The 21,250-nt window shown below is 39.5% G+C and carries 20 protein-coding genes; 14 read left to right on the top strand and 6 right to left on the bottom strand.

The features are described 5' to 3' along the window. Positions 1–148: 148 nt before the first annotated feature. Both OOZ15_RS14765 and OOZ15_RS14770 read right to left on the bottom strand, forming a co-directional pair. Positions 149–1,630, bottom strand: coding sequence for an MbnB/TglH/ChrH family RiPP precursor modification enzyme (locus tag OOZ15_RS14765; RefSeq protein WP_265957199.1), 1,482 nt, complete (start codon positions 1,628–1,630; stop codon positions 149–151). After that, positions 1,627–2,085, bottom strand: coding sequence for a hypothetical protein (locus OOZ15_RS14770; RefSeq protein WP_265957200.1), 459 nt, complete (start codon positions 2,083–2,085; stop codon positions 1,627–1,629). Before OOZ15_RS14770 ends, OOZ15_RS14765 begins: the two co-directional genes overlap by 4 nt. Before the next feature lie 168 nt (positions 2,086–2,253). Between OOZ15_RS14770 and trhO the strand changes: the two genes are divergently transcribed. The 7 genes from trhO (at position 2,254) to OOZ15_RS14805 (ending at position 9,728) form a co-directional block, all read left to right on the top strand. Then, on the top strand, positions 2,254–3,285 hold the full coding sequence (gene trhO, locus OOZ15_RS14775) for an oxygen-dependent tRNA uridine(34) hydroxylase TrhO (RefSeq protein ID WP_265957201.1): 1,032 nt from the start codon (positions 2,254–2,256) through the stop codon (positions 3,283–3,285). Positions 3,286–3,400: 115 nt separating this feature from the next. Further along, complete coding sequence (locus OOZ15_RS14780) at positions 3,401–4,564, top strand: PSP1 domain-containing protein (RefSeq protein ID WP_265957202.1); 1,164 nt, start codon at positions 3,401–3,403, stop codon at positions 4,562–4,564. Beyond that, the gene (locus tag OOZ15_RS14785; protein ID WP_265957203.1) at positions 4,557–5,042 is read left to right on the top strand and encodes a gliding motility lipoprotein GldH; all 486 of its coding nucleotides are present in this window, start codon (positions 4,557–4,559) and stop codon (positions 5,040–5,042) included. The genes OOZ15_RS14780 and OOZ15_RS14785 overlap by 8 nt, the downstream gene beginning before the upstream one ends. Positions 5,043–5,046: 4 nt before the next feature. Then, positions 5,047–7,395: a penicillin-binding protein 1A gene (locus tag OOZ15_RS14790; RefSeq protein ID WP_265957204.1), complete on the top strand. Its 2,349-nt coding sequence runs from the start codon at positions 5,047–5,049 to the stop codon at positions 7,393–7,395. Positions 7,396–7,411: 16 nt separating this feature from the next. Then, the gene (locus OOZ15_RS14795; RefSeq protein ID WP_265957205.1) at positions 7,412–7,951 is read left to right on the top strand and encodes a nicotinamidase; all 540 of its coding nucleotides are present in this window, start codon (positions 7,412–7,414) and stop codon (positions 7,949–7,951) included. Positions 7,952–8,298: 347 nt separating this feature from the next. After that, complete coding sequence (locus OOZ15_RS14800; protein ID WP_265957206.1) at positions 8,299–9,000, top strand: CoA transferase subunit A; 702 nt, start codon at positions 8,299–8,301, stop codon at positions 8,998–9,000. A 71-nt stretch (positions 9,001–9,071) separates the two neighbouring features. Beyond that, a complete protein-coding gene (locus tag OOZ15_RS14805) occupies positions 9,072–9,728 on the top strand; it encodes a CoA transferase subunit B (RefSeq protein WP_265957207.1) in 657 nt (218 codons plus the stop codon). A 512-nt stretch (positions 9,729–10,240) separates the two neighbouring features. Here OOZ15_RS14805 and OOZ15_RS14810 read toward each other — a convergent pair. From OOZ15_RS14810 to OOZ15_RS14820, 3 genes are all read right to left on the bottom strand, one after another. Continuing rightward, the gene (locus OOZ15_RS14810; RefSeq protein WP_265957208.1) at positions 10,241–10,987 is read right to left on the bottom strand and encodes a succinate dehydrogenase/fumarate reductase iron-sulfur subunit; all 747 of its coding nucleotides are present in this window, start codon (positions 10,985–10,987) and stop codon (positions 10,241–10,243) included. 157 nt (positions 10,988–11,144) lie between these two features. Next, positions 11,145–13,148 carry a fumarate reductase/succinate dehydrogenase flavoprotein subunit gene (locus tag OOZ15_RS14815; protein WP_265957209.1) on the bottom strand — a complete coding sequence of 668 codons (2,004 nt, stop codon included), beginning with the start codon at positions 13,146–13,148 and terminating at the stop codon, positions 11,145–11,147. A 14-nt stretch (positions 13,149–13,162) separates the two neighbouring features. After that, on the bottom strand, positions 13,163–13,822 hold the full coding sequence (locus OOZ15_RS14820) for a succinate dehydrogenase cytochrome b subunit (RefSeq protein ID WP_265957210.1): 660 nt from the start codon (positions 13,820–13,822) through the stop codon (positions 13,163–13,165). 257 nt (positions 13,823–14,079) lie between these two features. On the opposite strand from OOZ15_RS14820, the gene OOZ15_RS14825 reads away from it, so the two are divergent. The 3 genes from OOZ15_RS14825 to OOZ15_RS14835 all read left to right on the top strand — a co-directional run bounded on the left by OOZ15_RS14825 (position 14,080) and on the right by OOZ15_RS14835 (position 16,535). Further along, the gene (locus tag OOZ15_RS14825; RefSeq protein WP_265957211.1) at positions 14,080–15,372 is read left to right on the top strand and encodes an aminopeptidase P family protein; all 1,293 of its coding nucleotides are present in this window, start codon (positions 14,080–14,082) and stop codon (positions 15,370–15,372) included. A gap of 79 nt (positions 15,373–15,451) precedes the next feature. Beyond that, on the top strand, positions 15,452–16,231 hold the full coding sequence (locus tag OOZ15_RS14830; protein ID WP_265957212.1) for an alpha/beta fold hydrolase: 780 nt from the start codon (positions 15,452–15,454) through the stop codon (positions 16,229–16,231). 52 nt (positions 16,232–16,283) lie between these two features. Then, complete coding sequence (locus OOZ15_RS14835; RefSeq protein WP_265957213.1) at positions 16,284–16,535, top strand: DUF1660 family phage protein; 252 nt, start codon at positions 16,284–16,286, stop codon at positions 16,533–16,535. A gap of 103 nt (positions 16,536–16,638) precedes the next feature. Here OOZ15_RS14835 and thiL read toward each other — a convergent pair whose 3' ends face one another. Next, a complete protein-coding gene (thiL, locus tag OOZ15_RS14840) occupies positions 16,639–17,688 on the bottom strand; it encodes a thiamine-phosphate kinase (RefSeq protein WP_265957214.1) in 1,050 nt (349 codons plus the stop codon). Between the two features lie 411 nt (positions 17,689–18,099). On the opposite strand from thiL, the gene OOZ15_RS14845 reads away from it, so the two are divergent. The 4 genes from OOZ15_RS14845 (at position 18,100) to sufC (ending at position 21,207) form a co-directional block, all read left to right on the top strand. Further along, positions 18,100–18,429: a HesB/IscA family protein gene (locus OOZ15_RS14845; protein WP_265957215.1), complete on the top strand. Its 330-nt coding sequence runs from the start codon at positions 18,100–18,102 to the stop codon at positions 18,427–18,429. A 119-nt stretch (positions 18,430–18,548) separates the two neighbouring features. Beyond that, entirely contained in the window at positions 18,549–19,994 is a 1,446-nt protein-coding gene (sufB, locus tag OOZ15_RS14850; protein WP_265957216.1) for a Fe-S cluster assembly protein SufB, read from the top strand. Between the two features lie 87 nt (positions 19,995–20,081). Further along, entirely contained in the window at positions 20,082–20,411 is a 330-nt protein-coding gene (locus OOZ15_RS14855) for a four helix bundle protein (RefSeq protein WP_323053925.1), read from the top strand. 43 nt (positions 20,412–20,454) lie between these two features. After that, complete coding sequence (gene sufC / locus OOZ15_RS14860) at positions 20,455–21,207, top strand: Fe-S cluster assembly ATPase SufC (protein ID WP_265957217.1); 753 nt, start codon at positions 20,455–20,457, stop codon at positions 21,205–21,207. Positions 21,208–21,250 lie beyond the last annotated feature (43 nt).

Genomic DNA, 21,250 nt, shown 5'->3' on the forward strand with positions numbered 1-21,250 from the left:
AATAATTTGGCAATTGCAATACAATGCAATGGCAAGCTTGATGGTGGCTAGGTTCGTTGTTATGGTTGAAAGATGAATATGTTAAATGAGATATTAACAACGAATTAGCTACGAAAAGAGCTTCAATTTTCATTGAAGCTCTTTTTGTTTAATTTAAGTAAGAAGGAATGGCAAACCATTTGGTAGCTTCATCTTTTTCTGGAGTGATTTCTATTTCAAAATCACCTTTCTTGGCTTTTGTTTCCGGAAGTTGACCTTCCGAAAGGGATTTTAACATGGGTGTTGGGTCAACATCAAATTTTGCTAATTGGATCGTATTGTATAAAATGGATTCCAATATCTGGTTCTCATAGTTTAATAATCGGTATAACCAAGGCATTTTATACGCTTTATCCTTTAAGTAACTTGAAAAGTTTTGAGCTTCTTTGTAGCTAAGTTGTTCAGGCGGATTTTTAGACCAGAAGTTGTCTAATATTGTAAAAAAAGAATCCATGCCCAAAACTAAAATAAGATAACGGGTTGTGAGTTTGTATATTCTTACAACCATTGAGGCTCTAAATTCGTTTATAAGATGTTGATACATAGCAACTCTATCAGCGTTTTGCTTGGCTAGGAAGTTTAAAGAATCATTTGCTTTCCTTCCAATGACTAGATTGGATAAAATTCCTTCCCATTCATCAAGGTCGTAATTGCGACTCATTTCTTGTATTTTATATGCTTGCTCCGGGAGTTTTGCTCTTTTGGACTTAGGGGTCCTCTTCTTTCTGTTTTCCCATAATGTCCTTACCTTTTCCAATTCTTTAATAATGGTAGCATCGCCAACAACAGGGACATAAGAGTCAAAGATCTCATAGGTGATTGCTTTTAAATTGCTAAACTCAGGCAATACTTCTTTTGTAATACTTAATAAACGCTCGTCTATAGGTCCGGAGTGTGAGTCTAACCATAAAGCGTTTAACTCTGTGCCACCGGCTATGTGGATTTCTATCACATTTTCTTTTGGAATTTGTTCAATAAATTCTTGAATACTCTGTCTGCCATTTAGTTGATTGGCAAAAAGATTGTGGATGTCAAGGAGAATACCGCAATTGGTTTCTTTACATATTTCTGAAACAAACAGACCGTCTTCTATTTCTTTTTCATTGGGTTTTAAATAATTTACGCCGGTCTCAATTGCAATTGGTGCATTGATGGAATCTTGTAATAATTTAACGTTTTCAATAACGGTTTTTAATCCGTCCTGAGTTTGACAGGGAGGGAGAAAAAAACCCGTTTGGAATGAAGAGGTGGCATTAAAGCTTAAATGTTCAGTAACCCATGGGCTTTTAAAAAGTGAGGAGCAATAATTAATCAGAGCAATTTGTTCTTTACTCGGTTTTAAAGAACCACCAACAGGAGCCCCAATACTATGGGTTAATTTGTTGTATGGGAGTTCATTTATTTTTTCAAAAATGGCTTGGGGAACATTTAGGCGGTCATTTTTGTCTCTGGTGCATAGTGTTTGAGGCTCAATTTCTATGGTATCGATTAAACCGTCAGGCATGGTTATTTCTTCAATAGAAGGGGAATAGATAATGCCTACCCCTAATTCGGGGAGGCACTCTAATTGATTCAGCATGTTTTTTTTCATAGTCGAGGTATTTCAATTCTATCTATGAAATTCCTAAACAATATATCATGACCCGAACAACACGCCATACACCCAATCTCTTCAAAAACACTGTCGATTATTGAATCTACTTGTTTGATTGTTTGAGTGAGTTTTGGTTTTGTTGTTACGGTTAAATTGTTGTTGTTTTTCATACTAAAGGGCATTGGTTGTGGACGCCCGTCTGTATTGATTCCCGCAGCTTTACTAATAGACGCAAAATCCTTTTCTGCTGGGATGAGTCTCTCTCCTTTGGCTTCATAAATATAATCCCTCAATGTTGAAATATGACAGTCTACACCAGAGAAGCACTTTGGGCATCCAATTTCATCAAGAAGACTAAAAATACTTTTTTTAAAAGCATCGCCATTGTAAGCAATTTTTGCAGGAATAGACATTCTTACGACCCCTTTCCCGTGTTTTTGAATTGTTTCCATAATGATTATTTTTTTGATTTTGAATAAACTTACGCATATAATTAATTGGTTTCAAGGGTGTTAATCTTGTTTATTTAAGGGTGTTTTTCCTTGTTTTGAACTTCTTTTTATCTAAAAAAAGCTTACTTTTGCAAAAAATATTCTTTTAACTTAAAATATTGGTATAGCATGCAACTGTACAATAACTTAAGCGCAGAAGAAAGAGCAGCACTTATTCAAGAAGCGGGAAAAGACCGCCTTACGATCTCTTTCTATAAATACGCTAAAATCGGAAATCCCGAAATTTTCAGAAACCATTTGTTTATTGCCTGGAACGAGTTAGAAGTCCTCGGAAGGATTTATGTTGCCCACGAGGGGATCAACGCACAATTATCGGTACCGGCAGATAATTTCAAGGACTTTAAAGAACATTTGGATTCCATTAGTTTTTTGGAAAACGTCCGTTTGAATATCGCTATCGAACACGACAACTTTGCCTTTTTAAAACTGAAAGTGAAAGTCCGCAAAAAGATTTTGGCAGACGGTTTGAACGATGCGACTTTTGACGTGACCAATAAAGGGAGACATGTCGATGCGTCTACCTTCAATGAATTGATCGAAGACCCGAACACCATTTTGGTGGATATGCGTAACCATTACGAAAGTGAAATAGGACATTTTAAAAATGCCATGACTCCCGATGTGGATACCTTTAGGGATTCATTGCCGGTTATCGAAGAAGATATCAAAGACCACAAAGAAGACAAAAAACTGGTGATGTACTGTACCGGAGGAATCCGTTGTGAAAAAGCGAGTGCCTACTACAAGCACAAAGGTTTTAAGAATGTGTTTCAGCTGGAAGGTGGGATCATCAATTATGTAAGACAGGTCGAAGAAAACAATTTGGAAAACAAATTTATAGGAAAGAATTTCGTTTTTGACGAGCGCAGGGCCGAACGCATATCAGAAGATGTTATAGCACAATGTCACCAATGTGGAAAACCCTGTGATAATCATGTAAATTGTGCCAATGAGGCCTGTCATTTGCTTTTTATCCAATGTGATGAATGTGCCGAAAAAATGAATCATTGCTGTACTGATGAATGTATGGAAATAGCCGCTTTGCCATACGAAGAGCAAAAAGCATTGCGAAAGGGGAAACACTCAAGCAACCTGATATTTAAGAAAGGGCGCTCTGAGGTGTTGAAATTTAAAAAGTAGGCGGCAATACAAAAACGTTTCTGAAATATATAGTATCTTTACAGAGACAGTAAATTATTTATGAACCTTGACCGGATATTCCACAAGAATATTTTCCGGTTCAATATATAAAATTATGGGATGTAGCAGTTGTTCAACCGGTAAGGATGGGCAACCACGTGGGTGTAAGAATAACGGTACTTGCGGAACAGATGGTTGTAATAAACTTACCGTTTTTGATTGGCTTTCTAATATGACGCTGCCCAATGGCCAAGAGCCTTTTGATTGTGTAGAAGTTCGATTCAAAAATAGTAGAAAAGAATTTTTCAGAAATAAAGATAACTTGACGCTTTCTATTGGAGATATAGTAGCCACCGAGGCTTCTCCGGGTCATGATGTGGGAATGGTGACTCTTGTGGGTGAGCTGGTAAAGGTGCAGATGAAGAAGAAGCGTGTCGAATATACAGACGAGAACCTTCCGAAAATATATCGTAAAGCTTCTCAAAAAGATATTGATATTTGGCAGGCCGCACGTGATCGCGAAGCTAGTGTGCAAAAACGCTCCAGAGAGTTGGCGATCCGGCTTCAGTTGCAAATGAAAATCTCTGATGTAGAGTTTCAGGGTGATGGTTCCAAAGCCACTTTTTACTATACTGCAGAAGAACGGGTAGATTTCCGTCAACTGATCAAAGATATGGCTAGGGCTTTCAATACCCGTATCGAAATGCGCCAGATAGGCTACCGTCAGGAAGCCGCGAGATTGGGTGGGGTTGGTTCCTGCGGAAGAGAACTTTGTTGCTCTACATGGCTTACAGACTTCCGTTCGGTGAATACGGCTTCGGCACGGTATCAACAACTTTCGTTGAATCCGCAAAAATTAGCAGGTCAGTGCGGGAAACTCAAATGTTGTCTTAATTACGAACTTGACGCTTATCTCGATGCTTTAAAAGACTTTCCGAATCAGGACGAACGTTTGAAAACCAAAAAAGGTGAAGCTGTTTGCCAAAAGGTGGATATTTTCAAGGGACTTATGTGGTACGCCTATGAAGGCGAATGGGCCAATTGGTTTGTTTTCACAACAGATCAGGCGAATGAGATTATTCAGCTCAACAAGAAAAAACAAATAGTGACCAGTCTGGAGGAATACGCCTTAGATTTGAGCAATGATACTAAAACCGAGTTTGAGAACGTTGTAGGGCAGGATAGTTTAACACGTTTTGACCGTCCGAAGAACAAAAAAGGAAGGAATAAAAGACGTAGAAATAAAAACAATAAACAGAAAAGATCCAGAAATGCATAAAAACTTCGTTTTTTTGTGTTTAGCGGCTATAGCGCTGAGTGCTTGCGATTCTGAAATCGCTTATGGTGAATATCAATCTTTGAAAGGAGATTGGGAGAAAGATCAAAGTGTGGCGTTCAATTTTGTAGCTCCGGATACTATCAATCCGTATAATATATACATCAATCTGAGGAACAACGAAGACTATCCCTTTAGTAATTTATTTTTAATTGTAAATTTAGACTTTCCCGAAGGCAAAACGATTTCAGATACCCTGGAATATGAAATGGCCAAACCCAATGGTGAATGGTTGGGGAAAGGGTTTTCTTCGGTAAAGGAAAACAAGCTTTTTTATAAAGAGGCTGTGGTTTTTCCAGATACCGGAAGCTATAAAATAGCAATTGAACACGCGATGAGGAAAAACAGCAATGTTGAAGGCGTGAAATCTTTAAAAGGGATTACAGACGTAGGTATAAGTATAGAAAAAACAGCTAAGTAATAACATGGCAAAGAAAGTATCGAATACTAAAAAAACAAAAAAAGGCGGACAAGGATTCAGAAAGTATATCCTCTGGTTTTGGAAACTTTTTGGAATAGGGATTGTTTTAATCGCACTGATTTTCTTGTTAGCCTCCTGGGGGGCTTTTGGTAAACTGCCCACATTCGAGGTTTTAGAAAATCCACAGACCAATTTGGCTACTGAGGTGATTTCGGCAGACGGACAAACCTTGGGGAAATATTATTTAAACGACAACAGAACCCCGGTTGACTTTGAAGAACTTCCGGATCATTTGGTCAACGCATTGATCGCTACTGAAGATGAGCGTTATTACGACCATTCCGGGATCGATGCCTGGGGAACCTTGCGTGCTGCTGTGTTTTTAGGAACCCGTGGTGGGGCAAGTACAATTACTCAGCAATTAGCCAAGCAACTTTTTACAGAAAGACCATCTAATAATGCTATTGCAAGAATTATTCAAAAAATAAAAGAATGGATCATTGCAGTACGATTGGAAAGACAATACACCAAGCAAGAAATTGTTGCAATGTATTTCAATATCTACGATTTCGGGAATTTTGCTGATGGAATTCGTTCTGCCGCAAGGATCTATTTCGGTAAAGAACCCGGAGAACTTGATGTAAAAGAATCGGCTATGTTGGCAGGGATGTTTAAAAACTCATCCTTGTATAGTCCTATGAGGAATCCAAAAGGAGTGGTTAACCGTCGTAATGTGGTGCTTAATCAAATGTATAAGAACGATTTTTTAGATGAAGCACAACGAGATTCTTTGTCGAAATTGCCGTTGGATATAGACTATCATCCCGAATCACACCGGGAAGGGATTGCTACCTATTTCAGGGAATATTTAAGAGAATGGTTGGGGACATGGACCGGAGACGAAAAGAACTACAAGCCCGATGGTGAAAAATACAACATCTATTTGGATGGACTCAAAGTGTTTACAACTATTGATTCGCGTATGCAAACCTATGCAGAAGAGGCAGTAAAAGAACACATGAAGCGTTTGCAGGCTGAATTTTTTGTTCAGAATACAAAAGAAAGAAATCCGACAGCACCGTTTTTGGATTTGACCCCTGAAGAGGTCGAAAAAGTTTATGAGCGTTCTATGAGACAGTCGGAGCGTTGGAGACATATGAAAGCCGAACTTAAAAAATCCGATGAAGAGATTGTCGCTTCTTTTAAGGAGAAGATTTCAATGAAAGTCTTTACTTGGAAAGGGGAAAAGGATACGGTGATGTCACCTTTGGATTCTTTAAAATATTATAAATTTTTCCTTCGTGCCGGAATGATGTCCATGGATCCACAATCGGGTCATGTAAAGGCTTGGGTTGGAGGTGTCAACTACAAACATTTTCAGTATGATCAGGTAAAACAGGGGAGACGTCAGGCAGGATCTACATTCAAGCCTTTCGTTTATGCAACGGCCATCGATCAGCTGCATTTATCGCCCTGTGATGAATTTCCGGATATTTATACTTGTATTGAAGCCAATAAATATGGAAATATGGAGCCTTGGTGCCCTAAAAACTCCGATGGAAAATACTCAAGTGAAATGCGTACATTAAAGTATGCCTTGGCAAATTCGGTAAACTCTATTACTGCCCGTTTGATGGATAAGGTTGGTCCACAACCGGTGGTCAACCTGATCAAGAGAATGGGAGTAGAAGCCAATATTCTGCCCGTTCCATCAATCGCGTTGGGGACACCGGATATTTCCGTTTACGAAATGGTAGGAGCCTTTGGGACTTTTGCCAATCAGGGAGTATATGTAGAACCCGTTATGATTACCCGTATTGAAGACAAGAACGGAACGGTGTTGTATGAATCTGTACCAGAGACCAGGGATGTGTTGAGCGAAGAAGTAGCCTACACCACCGTAAAACTGATGGAAGGGGTTACCCAACACGGTTCCGGAGCAAGATTAAGAGGTAGCTACGCCAAAAACCAAACCATGTATAAAGAGATCATTACCGGATATCCATACAACCTTACAAACCCTATTGCCGGAAAAACAGGAACCACACAAAACCAGAGTGATGGTTGGTTTATGGGAATGGTTCCCAATTTGGTGACTGGTGTATGGGTGGGTGGAGAAGATCGCGCTACCCACTTTAAGGGCATTAGATATGGTCAAGGAGCGAGTATGGCATTACCTATTTGGGGAGTATATATGAAGAAATGTTATGCTGATGAGGATCTGGAAGTGTCTAAAAGTAGTTTCACAAGACCAAAAAACCTCAGTATCCGTGTTGATTGTAGTGTTCCTGCTGAAACAGAACAAGACTCTATACAAAAGGATTCTGAAGATAGCTTAGATATCGATTTTTAATGAACTCATTTAAATCATGCGAGCGTTACTTATTGTAGATGTTCAAAACGATTTTTGTACCGGGGGTGTGCTTGCCGCCAAGGGTGGGGAAGAGGTAGTCCCTGTAATCAATAAAATTGCTTCAAGTTTCGATTTGGTGATCGCTTCAAAGGATTGGCATCCTGAAAAAACAGCACATTTTGATAAATGGCCGGCACACTGTGTTCAAAATACAAAGGGAGCCGAATTTCATCCTGATCTTCAAACAGAAAATATAGATGTGGTGGTACTTAAAGGTACCGGTATCATAGACGATGGCTATTCGGCTTTTGAGGCTACCAATGTCAAGCTTGCAGACTTTTTAAAGGAGAAAAGAGTCACAGAACTATATGTGACAGGAATAGCTACTGATTATTGTGTGCTTTCCTCGGCTTTGGACGCTGTAAAATCCGGTTTTGTAACCTATGTGGTGGAAGATGCTATTCGCGGAGTGAACGTAGAGGAAAACGATTCTGAAAAGGCCTTAAAGCAAATGCAAGACGCCGGATGTACACTAGTCACATCGAATAAGATTTAAAAAAATACCCCTTCACGGTTCATAAAATAGTCTGAGTTCATATTAAAAAAACAGAAGAACCGCGGTCTTTTTCTTCAGTATAGCTGAGAAAATGAACAAATAGACATTAATTAATGTTGGTTTTTATCTGACATTGGGTTTGACCTGCTAATGTCGAGTTCGAGTTAAAATATAACCTTACCATCTTTTCCACAAGCTTTCTTTTATATAATCTTCATTTTATCGTTTAATCATTTATATTTTGTTGAAATATTCGTAATTTTCATGTGATAAATTATAGATTATTAAATCAGTCACCGGAACCTGTAAGTGTTTAGATGTACAGGTTGCAGATAAAATATTAAAGAATGATAAGCAAAAAGGTAGATTCGGTATCAAAAGCCCTTGAAGGTGTAAAAGACAATATGACTTTTATGCTGGGTGGTTTTGGGCTTTGCGGAATTCCCGAAAACAGCATAGCAGAACTTGTAAAACGTAACGTTAAAAGACTTACCTGCATTTCAAACAATGCTGGGGTTGATGATTTTGGATTGGGGTTGCTCCTGCAAAAACATCAGATAAAAAAGATGGTATCCTCTTATGTAGGGGAGAACGATGAGTTTGAACGACAGATGTTAAGCGGGGAGTTGGAGGTGGAGTTAATCCCACAAGGGACCCTGGCAGAGCGGTGCAGGGCTGCACAAGTTGGGTTGCCGGCTGTTTATACCCCGGCCGGTTTTGGTACGGAAGTAGCCGAAGGTAAAGAAACCCGTGAATTTGACGGGAAAATGTATGTGCTGGAACACGCTTTTAAAGCCGATTTTGCTTTTGTAAAAGCCTGGAAAGGAGATGAAGCCGGAAATCTTATTTTTAAGGGAACTGCACGTAATTTTAATCCGATAATGTGTGGCGCAGCAAAAGTAACCGTGGTTGAGGTAGAAGAATTATTGCCTGCCGGTGAATTGGATCCTAATCAAATTCATATCCCGGGAATTTTTGTTCAGCGGATATTTCAGGGGGAAAAATTTGAAAAGCGAATCGAACAACGTACCGTTCGAAATAAAAAATAACATGGAGGCGGAAGATCTGCGCCTCCACAGATGCAAAATTTTGCATCCAAATCATCAAGAAATTCAAAACAATGTCACTAACAAAACAACAAATAGCACAGCGTATAGCCAAAGAGGTCAAAGATGGATATTATGTAAATCTGGGAATTGGGATACCAACCTTGGTGGCCAATTATGTAAGAGAAGATATTTCTGTCGAATTCCAAAGTGAAAACGGGGTTTTGGGAATGGGGCCTTTTCCCTTTGAAGGGGAAGAAGATGCCGATATAATCAATGCCGGAAAGCAAACCATAACCACACTGCCAGGGGCCAGCTTTTTTGATTCCTCTTTAAGTTTCGGGATGATACGCGGGCAACATGTAGACCTTACCATTCTCGGAGCAATGGAAGTGGCTCAGAATGGGGATATTGCCAATTGGAAGATCCCCGGAAAAATGGTCAAGGGTATGGGGGGAGCCATGGACTTGGTGTCATCTGCAGAAAATATCATTGTGGCGATGATGCATACGAACAGGGCAGGGAAATCAAAATTGCTGAAAGAGTGCTCATTACCGCTTACAGGGGTTCAGTGTGTTAAAAAGATTGTCTCCAATTTGGCTGTACTTGAAGTTACCCCTGAAGGCTTTTTGCTTTTGGAAAGAGCTCCCGGTGTTTCCGTAGAAGAAATACAAGCTGCGACAGAAGGCAAGCTTATTGTCAATGGCGATATACCTGAAATGGTTGTTTAGTTGGAAATAACAACTCAGCCTATACGTTTTTCTTAATTATGCATTTGGTCGAAAAAATAAGTCGATTTAACCGAGATATCGATTGTTTTTTGTCAGAATTATCTTCGTTGGGGCTAGGTATTTTCAACTAAACAGACAGTTTCTTTTGTTTCACAACAATTTTTGTGTGTTTCACAACAAAAATATGGATTTTTACATTTTTTCAGTTAGATTTATAGTCCCTGATTTAAGCGGATTAACAACCTATTTAACTATTTATGCTTATGAGAGATACTACTTTGACCTACGAAAACAACAACCAGGAAAGTCAATCACCCTTAGCTATCCTAAACGATAATATAAGAGGAACTGTGACTTTGATTAAAAGTTTGATGTTAGTGGCAAAAAAACTATTAATGTTCTAATAGCCCCAAAAAGGAACAGCCCCAAATATTAGTTTTTTGCTAGGAAGTTAAAAAAGGGATAAACACCGAGTGTTTATCCCTTTTTTGTTGGGTATATATAATAGATTTTTATTTCTTCAAGCTGGCTGAAAGATATTCCCTGTTCATTCTGGCAATGTTCTCCAAGGAAATGCCCTTAGGGCACTCTATTTCGCAAGCTCCGGTGTTAGAGCAGTTTCCAAATCCCTCTTCATCCATTTGTTTTACCATGTTCAAGACACGATCGGTTGCTTCAACCTTTCCTTGTGGTAATAAGGCAAACTGGGAAACCTTAGCCGATGTAAAGAGCATAGCACTTGCATTTTTACAAGCGGCTACACAAGCTCCACACCCAATACAGGTAGCTGCGTTAAAAGAAGCATCTGCTTTCTCTTTCTCTACAGGGATTGAATTGGCATCGATAGTATTTCCGGAAGTGTTTACTGAGATAAAACCGCCGGCTTGTTGGATACGCTCAAAAGAACTCCTGTCTACAATAAGGTCTTTGATCACAGGAAAAGCCGTAGCCCTGAAGGGTTCGATATGAATAGTATCACCGTCTTTAAATTTACGCATATGCAACTGACAGGTGGTAACACCTCTGTCCGGACCGTGTGGCTCTCCATTGATTTGAAGTGAACAGGTTCCGCAGATACCCTCCCGGCAATCGTGGTCAAATTCTACCGGTTCTTCTCCTTTGGTAATCAAATCTTCATTTAAAACATCCAGCATTTCCAAAAAAGACATATCAGGATCAACTCCGGATATGGGATATTCAACCGTTTTTCCTTTTGAGTTGGCATCTTTTTGACGCCATATTTTTAATGTAAGATTCATCTGTTTATTTTTTTATTTTGTTAAGTAGGTCAGATGGAATTCGCTATAGTTTAAGTGTGTTTTTATATTCACTTTTTTATGGCTCATTTCATAATCTTTGATGTTATAAGTGCTCCATTGATCCTCACCCTTTGGGGGGAGGACTTAGGAGGGGGCTTTACTTATAACTTCTTGTCTTCAATTCAATATTTTTGTATTCCAATTCTTCTTTATGCAGTACCGCATCACTTGGTGCACCTTTGTATTCCCAGGCTGCCACATATTTAAAGTTCTCATCGTCTCTTTGAGCCTCCCCTTCTTCTGTTTGATATTCTTCCCTAAAATGTCCACCACAAGATTCGTTTCTGTGGAGGGCATCTTTAGCAAACAATTCTCCCAACTCAAGGAAATCAGCTACTCTCATTGCTTTTTCAAGTTCGCTGTTTTTGGCTTCGGCGCTTCCGGGAACTTTTACGTTCTTATGGAAATCTTCCCTTAACTCACGAATCTCTGTAATGGCTTCTTCCAGGTTTTTAGCGTTACGGGCCATTCCACATTTATTCCACATGATCTTACCTAGCTTTTTGTGGTAGTGATCAACAGAGTGTTTTCCTTTGTTATTAACCAGTTTTTCTATCTGATTTCTAACGTTCTTCTCAGCTTCGTCAAATTCAGGAGAATCTGTAGGGATTTTTCCAGTTCTAATATCCTGAGCTAAGTAATTACCGATAGTATACGGTAAAACAAAATATCCGTCAGCCAGACCCTGCATAAGGGCGGAAGCTCCCAATCTGTTTGCTCCATGGTCGGAGAAGTTGGCTTCTCCTGCGGCATAACATCCGGGAATGGTAGTCATCAGGTTATAATCCACCCAAATACCTCCCATGGTATAATGAACCGCCGGATATATCATCATTGGTGTTTTATACGGGTTCTCATCCACAATCTTTTCATACATCTGGAAGAGGTTACCATATTTGTTTTCAACTACTTTTTCACCAAGTTCCCTTACTTTAGTTTCTGAGGGGTTATCGACCCCTAGTATGGCTGCTTGTTCTTTTCCATAGCGTTCTATGGCCGAGGCAAAATCCAAGAACACGGCTTCACCTGTTTTGTTTACTCCAAAACCGGCATCACAACGTTCTTTTGCTGCTCTTGAAGCCACATCACGAGGCACTAGGTTACCAAAGGAAGGATATCTTCTTTCCAAATAGTAATCCCTATCTTCTTCAGCAATTTCCGTAGGGCTTAATTTTCCCTGACGGACGGCTTCAGCATCTTCTTTTTTCTTAGGCACCCATATCCTACCATCGTTACGGAGTGATTCAGACATCAATGTCAATTTAGATTGATGGTCACCAGAAACAGGAATACAGGTGGGGTGTATCTGTGTGTAACAAGGATTGGCGAAGTATGCCCCTTTCTTGTGTATTTTCCATGAAGCGGTCACGTTACTACCCATAGCGTTTGTCGATAAGAAGAATACATTTCCGTATCCACCGGAAGCAACAACGACTGCATGGGCAGAATGTCTTTCAATTTCCCCAGTTACTAAGTTGCGTGCAATAATACCACGGGCTTTCCCATCAACAATCACAATATCCAGCATTTCATGGCGGGTGTAAGACTGAATTTTACCACGGTTTATTTGTCTGTTCATCGCTGCATAGGCACCGAGAAGAAGTTGTTGTCCGGTTTGTCCTTTGGCATAAAAAGTTCTGGAAACCAAAACCCCACCAAACGAACGATTGTCCAGTAAACCGCCATACTCACGGGCAAAAGGAACTCCTTGTGCCACACATTGGTCAATGATATTGGCGGAAACTTCAGCAAGACGGTAAACGTTAGCTTCGCGCGAACGATAATCACCTCCTTTTACGGTGTCGTAAAACAAACGGTAGATAGAGTCACCATCACCTTGATAGTTTTTTGCAGCGTTGATCCCTCCTTGTGCCGCAATCGAGTGTGCACGACGTGGGGAATCCTGATAACAAAATGTCTTTACGTTATATCCAAGCTCTGCCAAAGTAGCGGCAGCAGAACCTCCTGCCAAACCTGTACCGACAACGATAACGTCTATATTTCGTTTGTTGGCCGGGTTGACAAGGTCAATATTGTTTTTATGATTGGTCCACATCTTGGCTAATTCGCCCTGTGGTATATTTGAATCTAAAACTGCCATAATACTTAAAATCTTTAGTGATTAAAATGGTGGAAAAGAGCAATGAATATAAAACCTAACGGAATAATAATCGCAAAGTATTTCCCGAAAGCTTTAAGCGCCGGAGTATATTTGTTGTTGAATCCAACAGACTGAAAAGCCGACTGGAATCCGTGCAGCAGGTGTAAGGCCAACAAAACAAAAGCGATCACATAAGCGCCTACACGTAGCGGGCTGTGGAACTTTTCTACAAGTTCGTGATAATATCTTGTTGGATCTTCTGGATTGAATTCAATGTATTTGTAATTCATTTCCGGTAACCAAAAGTCAATAAAATGAAGTACGAGGAAGGCTAAGATTACCAATCCGCTGTAAATCATATTTCTGGATACCCATGTTGAATTTTCACCTCCTTTGAAGCTCGCATATTTGATATTTCTTGCCTTTTTGTTTTTGATTTCCAAAATGAAACCCATTACAAAATGAAACACCACAGCAAATATCAAAATAGGTTGCATTATAAACTGTATCAGCGGGTTGGTTCCCATAAAATGGGAAAACTCATTAAAGGCGTTTTCGCTAATTACAGAAGTAAAATTGATGATAAAATGCTGTAAAAGGAAGATTAATAAGAATATAGCTGAAAGCGCCATGGCTACTTTTCTGGCTATTGATGAATTTAACATTCCGCTCATTATAAAATTTTATTAGTATGCACAAAAATACAGCACGAAGGAGTGATTAACAAGCTTTCGAAACTGTTTTCCTTACAATTTAGAATGAGTTTAAAGTAAGAGTTTTAAAAATGTAGTTTTTACATCAAAAGAGCAATTTTTGATACTTTATGGCTTAAAAATAAAGGATTTTTCACAAGGGAAATTCAATTTTATCCGAAGTTTGACAGGAAAGGTATCTATTCTTCTTAATTTTGGCAAAATTCAAAAGTGATTATATGAAGTACGATCTTATAGACCGAAATCTGTTTATAAAAAACCGCAAAAAATTCATGACTCAGATGAAGCCAAAAAGCATAGCGGTTTTCAATTCCAACGACATTTATCCTATTGGTGCCGATAGTACACATCCTTTTCAGCAGTCGAGAGACCTTTTTTACTTAAGCGGGGTCGATCAGGAGGAGAGTATTTTGGTACTTTTCCCCGATGCACACGAAGAAAAACACAGGGAAGTGTTGTTTGTGCGTGAGACCAACAAACATATTGCTGTTTGGGAAGGCGAAAAACTGACCAAGGAAAAGGCACTGGAAGTAAGCGGAATAAAAACAACCTATTGGTTGGAGGAATTCGACAAAATTTTCTTCGACTTGATGACCGAAGCAGATACGATCTATTTCAATACTAACGAACACTACCGTCAGGCAGTTGAAACAAAAACCCGTGAAGCTCGCTTTATAGAATGGTGTAAAGAGAAGTATCCGGCACATAAATGGGAAAAAAGCAATTCGATCTTACAAGAATTAAGGGGAAAGAAAGAACCTCAGGAAATTGAATTGATACAGCAGGCGTGTACGATTACCGAAAAAGCGTTTAAGCGTGTGTTGCAATTTGTAAAACCCGGGGTGTGGGAATATGAGATAGAGGCAGAATTTATCCATGAGTTCACAAGGAATCGATCGCGTGGATTTTCATATACACCTATTATCGCTTCGGGAAAGAACGCCAATGTGTTGCACTATATTGAAAACAAAGCACAGTGTAAAGAAGGGGAGTTGATATTGATTGATGCCGGGGCAGAATATGCTAATTATGCCAGTGATATGACACGTACCATTCCGGTGAGCGGGAAGTTTACTGATAGGCAAAAAGAAATATATCAAGCAGTGTTGAACGTGAAGAAAGAAGCGACAAAAATGTTGGTTCCGGGAACGATATGGAAAGACTATCACGTAGAAGTCGGAAAATTGATGACCAGCGAGTTGTTGCGCTTGGGCTTGCTGGACAAAGCCGATGTTCAGAATGAAAACCCGGATTGGCCGGCCTACAAGAAGTATTTTATGCACGGAACAAGCCATCATATCGGTTTGGACACACACGATTACGGAGCGTTGAAGCAGCCTATGACAGCCAATATGGTGTTTACCGTAGAACCGGGAATTTACCTACCGGATGAAGGCTTCGGAATCCGTTTGGAAGACGATGTGGTGATTCAAGAGAAAGGAGAGCCTTTCAATTTGATGAGAGATATTCCAATAGAGATTGATGAAATCGAAGATTGGATGAACCGATAAAAATATTGTCATGCTTAGCTTGTCGAAGCATTTTTTAGGACAGCCCTTCGACAGGCTCAGGGTGATATCATAGAGGTAGATGATGCTCAATTACAAAGGAACAGAAGTTTTTTATGAAGACAGCGGCAGTGGAACAGCTGTTATGCTGTTACATGGTTTTTTGGAGAATTCCTCCGTCTGGGAGTCGCTTAAAACGGTACTTGTAAAAAAGTACCGTGTAGTGACCATTGATCTTTTGGGGCATGGACAGACAGGTTGTCTGGGTTATGTGCATACGATGGAAATGATGGCCGATATGGTCAAAACAGTGCTAAACGAGCTCAAAATAAGAAGAGTTGTTTTGATAGGACATTCTATGGGTGGCTACGTTTCGTTGGCGTACGCCGAAGAACATCCAGACGATGTGAAGGGCTTGGTGCTTGTCAATTCCACTGTCAGGGCAGATTCCGAAGAAAAAAAGAAAAACAGGGATCGCGCGATTAAAGCGGTAAAACAAAGCCATAAGGATTTTGTGAGAATGGGCGTGTCCAATCTCTTTCGGCCAAAAAACAGAAGGATTTTTTCAGAAGAAATAAAAAAACTGAAAAAAGAAGCCTTAAAAACACCTTTGCAGGGTATCGTAGCCGCTTTAGAAGGAATGAAGGTGAGAAATGACCGGGAGATCCTGTTACATTTTACCCCTTTTAGAAAAATGATGATGATAGGGAAAAAAGATCCGGTACTGAATTACAACGATTTGATCGATCAAATTGAAGGAACAGAGACAGAAAAGGTCGAATTTCCCGACGGACATATGAGTTTTATTGAAAACAAAGTGCAGTTCATCGAGAATATCAAAAATTTTTTGAAAAAGATTTGACGGTTAATGGGTTTTTTATATATATTCACGATACCCAAAAACAATTTAACCTATGAAAACCTCAAATTCTACGTTTGGAAGAGTGCTATGCTCTCTGTTCGGACACAATTATGTGGTGTCCCGAAAAGTAACTTTACACATTACTGAATATCAATGTACAAAATGCAAGTGTGAGATGACGACCAATGAGTTGGGTCGTATGGATGTGCTCACTCCTGAGTTGAAAGAGATCAACGAGACCTTAGCTAAGTTCTACAGGAGAAGACAAGCAATACTCGAACACACTTTACAATCTGTAGCCTAACCCACTAAGTGGGTTTTGTTCCCCGATATTCTGTATCAAAACTAGCTAAGGCTTGTTTGTTTTGAACATCTTATGGGTTTGCCCTGAGGTGATTGATTCATTCTTATTCTTTTTTTAAGGCGTTCCAGCCCCTTGCTTCTATCGGGATTTTGGTATTGGCGCGGGTAATCAGGTGCATACCTTCTTTTTCCTCGGTCATGTGTCCTATAAGTGTCATGCTTGGATTGCCCTTTATTTTAGGGTAATCGTCTTGAGAGATGGTGAATAGCAGTTCATAATCTTCTCCGCCACTCAAGGCTACGGTCGTACTACTGATGTCGAATTCTTCGCAGGTTGAAATAACTTGCGGATCAAGTGGTATTTTGTCTTCATACAGCGCACAACCTACTTTTGATTGCTTGCAGATATGAATGATTTCCGAAGACAATCCGTCACTGATGTCGATCATGGAAGTTGGTTTTACCTTCAGTTTTTTCAGTAATTCAGGGATATCTTTCCTTGCTTCAGGCTTTAATTGTCTTTCTATGATGTAGGAATACATATCTAGATCCGGTTGATTCTGCGGATTTACCTTAAACACTTGTTTTTCACGTTCCAATACTTGAAGTCCGAGGTAAGCGCCGCCAATATCACCGCTCACGACCAAAAGATCGTTGGGTTTGGCTGTGTTGCGGTAAACAATTTCACCTTCATCAGCTTCACCGAGTGCGGTTACTGTAATCAAAAGCCCTTTGTTTGATGAAGTGGTGTCGCCACCAATAAGATCCACTCCATAAACGTCACATGCCAATTTAATTCCGGCATAGAGTTCTTCCAGAGCTTCCAGTGGGAACCGATTGGAGACAGCGATAGAAACGGTAATCTGGGTTGCCTTCGCATTCATGGCATAGACATCAGAAAGATTAACCATAACCGATTTGTACCCCAAATGTTTTAAAGGCATGTAGCTCAGGTCAAAATGGACGCCTTCGACTAAAAGATCGGTGGTTACAATGGTCTTTTTTCCTTTAAAATCAATTACAGCGGCATCATCGCCTACACCTTTGAGGGTTGTGGGGTTTTTTATTTCAAAATGTTTGGTAAGGTGTTCTATCAAACCAAATTCCCCCAAATCGGAAATCGAGGTACGCTGTGGGTTTTTATCTTCAATCATGCTGCAAAGGTACTCAAGATGCTTTAAAGTTTGTAATCCGTGAGAAAAAAGTAAAGCAAATCCTATTAAGGGGGGTTAATTACCCCCGAACAGTCGAGGCTGCATCGAAGTGATTTAAGGTTTGCTCGTTTGAACCTGCCCGACTAACTCGTTCAGGCGGATACTTCACGTCCCGATAGCTCCCGATAATTATCGGGGCGGTACCCCCGAAGTAGTTGATCGACCTGTAATTAGAGGGAATCAAGCATTAGATAGAGCAATTTTATGAAGTTTCTAAGCAATTATAACAAAACTTTATGTTTGGATATATTATATTAATAATGGTTTGTATGGGAAATCATGTGGAATATCGTATTTTTGTAAACTATTTAGAAATGAACTTGTTTAAACGAGTTCAATAACAGTTTTATTATGATAAAGGTTTCTGAAACAGCGAAAAAGAAAATTTCCGAGCTTATGTCAGACGATGGTTTTGATGTTGCTCAGGACTTCGTGCGTGTGGGGGTGAAGAGCGGAGGATGTAGTGGTTTATCATATGAGTTGAAATTTGATAAGGACAGCAACGGCGAAGATAAGGTCTTTGAAGATAACGATGTAAAGATTATTATAGACAAAAAAAGTTTTTTATACTTGGTCGGAACCACATTGGAATACTCTGGAGGATTAAACGGAAAAGGTTTTGTGTTCAACAACCCTAATGCACAAAGAACCTGTGGTTGCGGAGAGAGTTTTTCACTATAAATGATTTAAAAATTTAAGAGTAAATGAAATTTCTAAGTTGATAAGTAGACTAATCAATTACACCTACTCAATGATGTAGACTTTGTGACTTCAGAACTTTCAACTTTACAACTAAGAATATGGCATATACTGAAGAAGAATTAAAGAAGGAGCTCGAGACAAAAGAATATGAGTACGGGTTTTATACCGATATAGAATCGGATACATTCCCTGTGGGACTCAATGAAGAAATTGTCCGGGCGATATCAAAGAAAAAGAATGAGCCGGAATGGATGACCGAGTGGCGTTTGGAAGCCTATAGGGCATGGACAGCCATGATAGAACCCGAATGGGCCAATGTGAAATATAAAAAACCCGATTTTCAAGCGATTTCTTATTATTCGGCACCAAAAAGTAAGCCGCAATATGATAGTTTAGATGAGGTAGATCCTGAAATGCTGGATACCTTCAATAAATTGGGCATCTCTATAGACGAACAAAAGAAATTAGCCAACGTAGCTGTAGATGTGGTGATGGATTCTGTTTCTGTGGCAACTACTTTTAAGAAGACTTTAGCTGAAAAAGGTATTATTTTCTGTTCGATCTCAGAAGCAATCCAGGAACATCCGGAATTGGTAAAAAAATATTTAGGGACCGTAGTACCTCAAAAGGATAACTTTTATGCAGCTTTGAACTCAGCGGTCTTTTCAGATGGTTCTTTCTGCTATATCCCGAAAGGGGTGCGTTGCCCGATGGAACTATCCACCTATTTCCGTATCAACCAAGCCGGGACCGGACAGTTTGAAAGAACTCTGGTTATTGCCGAAGAAGGAAGCTATGTGAGCTACCTTGAAGGGTGTACGGCGCCTATGAGGGATGAGAATCAGTTGCATGCCGCTGTGGTAGAGCTAATCGCTCTGGACGATGCTGAAATTAAGTATTCTACGGTTCAGAACTGGTTCCCCGGTGATAAGAACGGAAAAGGAGGGGTTTTCAATTTTGTGACCAAAAGAGGACTTTGCGAAAAGAATGCAAAAATCAGTTGGACACAGGTTGAAACGGGATCGGCTATAACGTGGAAATATCCATCTTGTGTGCTTAAAGGAGATAATTCAATTGGAGAATTCTATTCCATCGCTGTGACCAACAATCATCAGCAAGCAGATACAGGAACCAAAATGATCCACCTAGGGAAAAACACTAAGAGTACGATTATTTCCAAAGGTGTTTCCGCTGGAAAATCACAAAACAGCTACCGTGGATTAGTGCAAGTGAATAGTAGGGCCGAGAACGCGAGAAACTTTTCACAATGTGATTCCTTGTTAATGGGTAACCTTTGTGGAGCGCACACATTTCCATATATAGAAACGAAAAATAAAACTGCTCAAATCGAGCACGAAGCAACCACCAGCAAGATTGGGGAAGATCAGATTTTTTACTGTAACCAAAGAGGAATTGATACAGAAAAGGCGATTGCCCTTATCGTAAACGGATTCAGTAAGGATGTATTGAGCAAACTCCCGATGGAATTTGCAGTGGAAGCTCAAAAATTACTAGAAATTTCATTAGAAGGTTCAGTAGGATAGAAGGTTGAAAATTGATTAATGGCTACCATACAAGTATTTGAAGATTTAGAAGTTTGGCAGAAAGCAAGAAAATAATATGCTAAGGAAATTTTTAACATAGCTTCTGCTGATAAATTTAATAATGATTTTAAACTGATTAATCAAATACTGGGTTCTTCAGGATCGATTATGGATAATATTGCTGAAGGATTTGAACGTGAAGGAAATAAAGAATTTGTACATTTTTTAACCATTTCTAAAGGGTCATGTGCAGAATCTAGGTCTCAATTATATAGGTCTTTTGACAGGAAATACATAAATGAAAATGAAGAAGAGTTAGATTATTTGAAAAATAAGAGTATTGAATTAAGTAAATCCCTTTCAGGATTTATTAAGTATTTACAAAAAGCGAAGATAAAGGGGAATAAATTTGTATGATTGAAAGAATATTCAATCTTAAATTTTAAATATAAGATTTTAAATGTTAAAGATTAATAATTTACACGCCAGCGTAGAGGGCAAAGAAATATTGAGAGGGATTAACTTGGAGGTTAACCCCGGGGAAGTACACGCTATTATGGGACCGAACGGTTCTGGAAAAAGTACATTGGCATCGGTCATTGCAGGAAATGAAGATTTCGAGATGACTGAAGGGTCTATTACTATGGAAAATGAGGAAATTACCGATTTGCCTCCGGAAGAAAGGGCACATAAAGGGATTTTCCTGTCGTTTCAGTATCCGGTAGAAATTCCCGGGGTAACGGTGACCAATTTCATGAAAACATCTATCAACGAAAGCAGAAGGGCACAAGGCTTGGAAGAAATGCCGGCCAATGAGATGTTGAAGAAAATTCGTGAGAAATCAGAATTGTTGGAGATCGATAGAAAATTCTTGTCCCGTTCTTTAAACGAAGGATTTTCAGGAGGAGAGAAAAAACGTAACGAGATCTTCCAAATGGCGATGTTAGAGCCTAAGCTAGCCATTCTTGACGAAACAGATTCAGGATTGGACATTGATGCTTTGCGTGTTGTTGCCAACGGAGTGAACAAATTGAAAAACAAAGACAATGCGGTGGTATTGATTACCCACTACCAACGTTTGTTGCAATATATCATCCCTGATTTCGTGCACGTTATACTTGACGGAAAAATAGTGAAGTCCGGCGGGAAAGAACTAGCGTTTGAGTTGGAAGATAAAGGGTACGACTGGGTTAAGCAGGAAGTGGCGGTTTAAACATTTTCGAGCGTATCGTTAAATAAGCCGAAGGCTTGTTAGT

It is taken from the genome of Galbibacter kalidii (genome assembly GCF_026241135.1).
Taxonomy (GTDB): domain Bacteria; phylum Bacteroidota; class Bacteroidia; order Flavobacteriales; family Flavobacteriaceae; genus Galbibacter.

Coding starts and splice junctions, on each gene's coding strand:
- OOZ15_RS14765 (WP_265957199.1), bottom strand. CDS start 1,630: ATGAAAAAAAACATGCTGAATCAATTAGAGTGCCTCCCCGAATTAGGG.
- OOZ15_RS14770 (WP_265957200.1), bottom strand. CDS start 2,085: ATGGAAACAATTCAAAAACACGGGAAAGGGGTCGTAAGAATGTCTATT.
- trhO (WP_265957201.1), top strand. CDS start 2,254: ATGCAACTGTACAATAACTTAAGCGCAGAAGAAAGAGCAGCACTTATT.
- OOZ15_RS14780 (WP_265957202.1), top strand. CDS start 3,401: ATGGGATGTAGCAGTTGTTCAACCGGTAAGGATGGGCAACCACGTGGG.
- OOZ15_RS14785 (WP_265957203.1), top strand. CDS start 4,557: ATGCATAAAAACTTCGTTTTTTTGTGTTTAGCGGCTATAGCGCTGAGT.
- OOZ15_RS14790 (WP_265957204.1), top strand. CDS start 5,047: ATGGCAAAGAAAGTATCGAATACTAAAAAAACAAAAAAAGGCGGACAA.
- OOZ15_RS14795 (WP_265957205.1), top strand. CDS start 7,412: ATGCGAGCGTTACTTATTGTAGATGTTCAAAACGATTTTTGTACCGGG.
- OOZ15_RS14800 (WP_265957206.1), top strand. CDS start 8,299: ATGATAAGCAAAAAGGTAGATTCGGTATCAAAAGCCCTTGAAGGTGTA.
- OOZ15_RS14805 (WP_265957207.1), top strand. CDS start 9,072: ATGTCACTAACAAAACAACAAATAGCACAGCGTATAGCCAAAGAGGTC.
- OOZ15_RS14810 (WP_265957208.1), bottom strand. CDS start 10,987: ATGAATCTTACATTAAAAATATGGCGTCAAAAAGATGCCAACTCAAAA.
- OOZ15_RS14815 (WP_265957209.1), bottom strand. CDS start 13,148: ATGGCAGTTTTAGATTCAAATATACCACAGGGCGAATTAGCCAAGATG.
- OOZ15_RS14820 (WP_265957210.1), bottom strand. CDS start 13,822: ATGAGCGGAATGTTAAATTCATCAATAGCCAGAAAAGTAGCCATGGCG.
- OOZ15_RS14825 (WP_265957211.1), top strand. CDS start 14,080: ATGAAGTACGATCTTATAGACCGAAATCTGTTTATAAAAAACCGCAAA.
- OOZ15_RS14830 (WP_265957212.1), top strand. CDS start 15,452: ATGATGCTCAATTACAAAGGAACAGAAGTTTTTTATGAAGACAGCGGC.
- OOZ15_RS14835 (WP_265957213.1), top strand. CDS start 16,284: ATGAAAACCTCAAATTCTACGTTTGGAAGAGTGCTATGCTCTCTGTTC.
- thiL (WP_265957214.1), bottom strand. CDS start 17,688: ATGATTGAAGATAAAAACCCACAGCGTACCTCGATTTCCGATTTGGGG.
- OOZ15_RS14845 (WP_265957215.1), top strand. CDS start 18,100: ATGATAAAGGTTTCTGAAACAGCGAAAAAGAAAATTTCCGAGCTTATG.
- sufB (WP_265957216.1), top strand. CDS start 18,549: ATGGCATATACTGAAGAAGAATTAAAGAAGGAGCTCGAGACAAAAGAA.
- sufC (WP_265957217.1), top strand. CDS start 20,455: ATGTTAAAGATTAATAATTTACACGCCAGCGTAGAGGGCAAAGAAATA.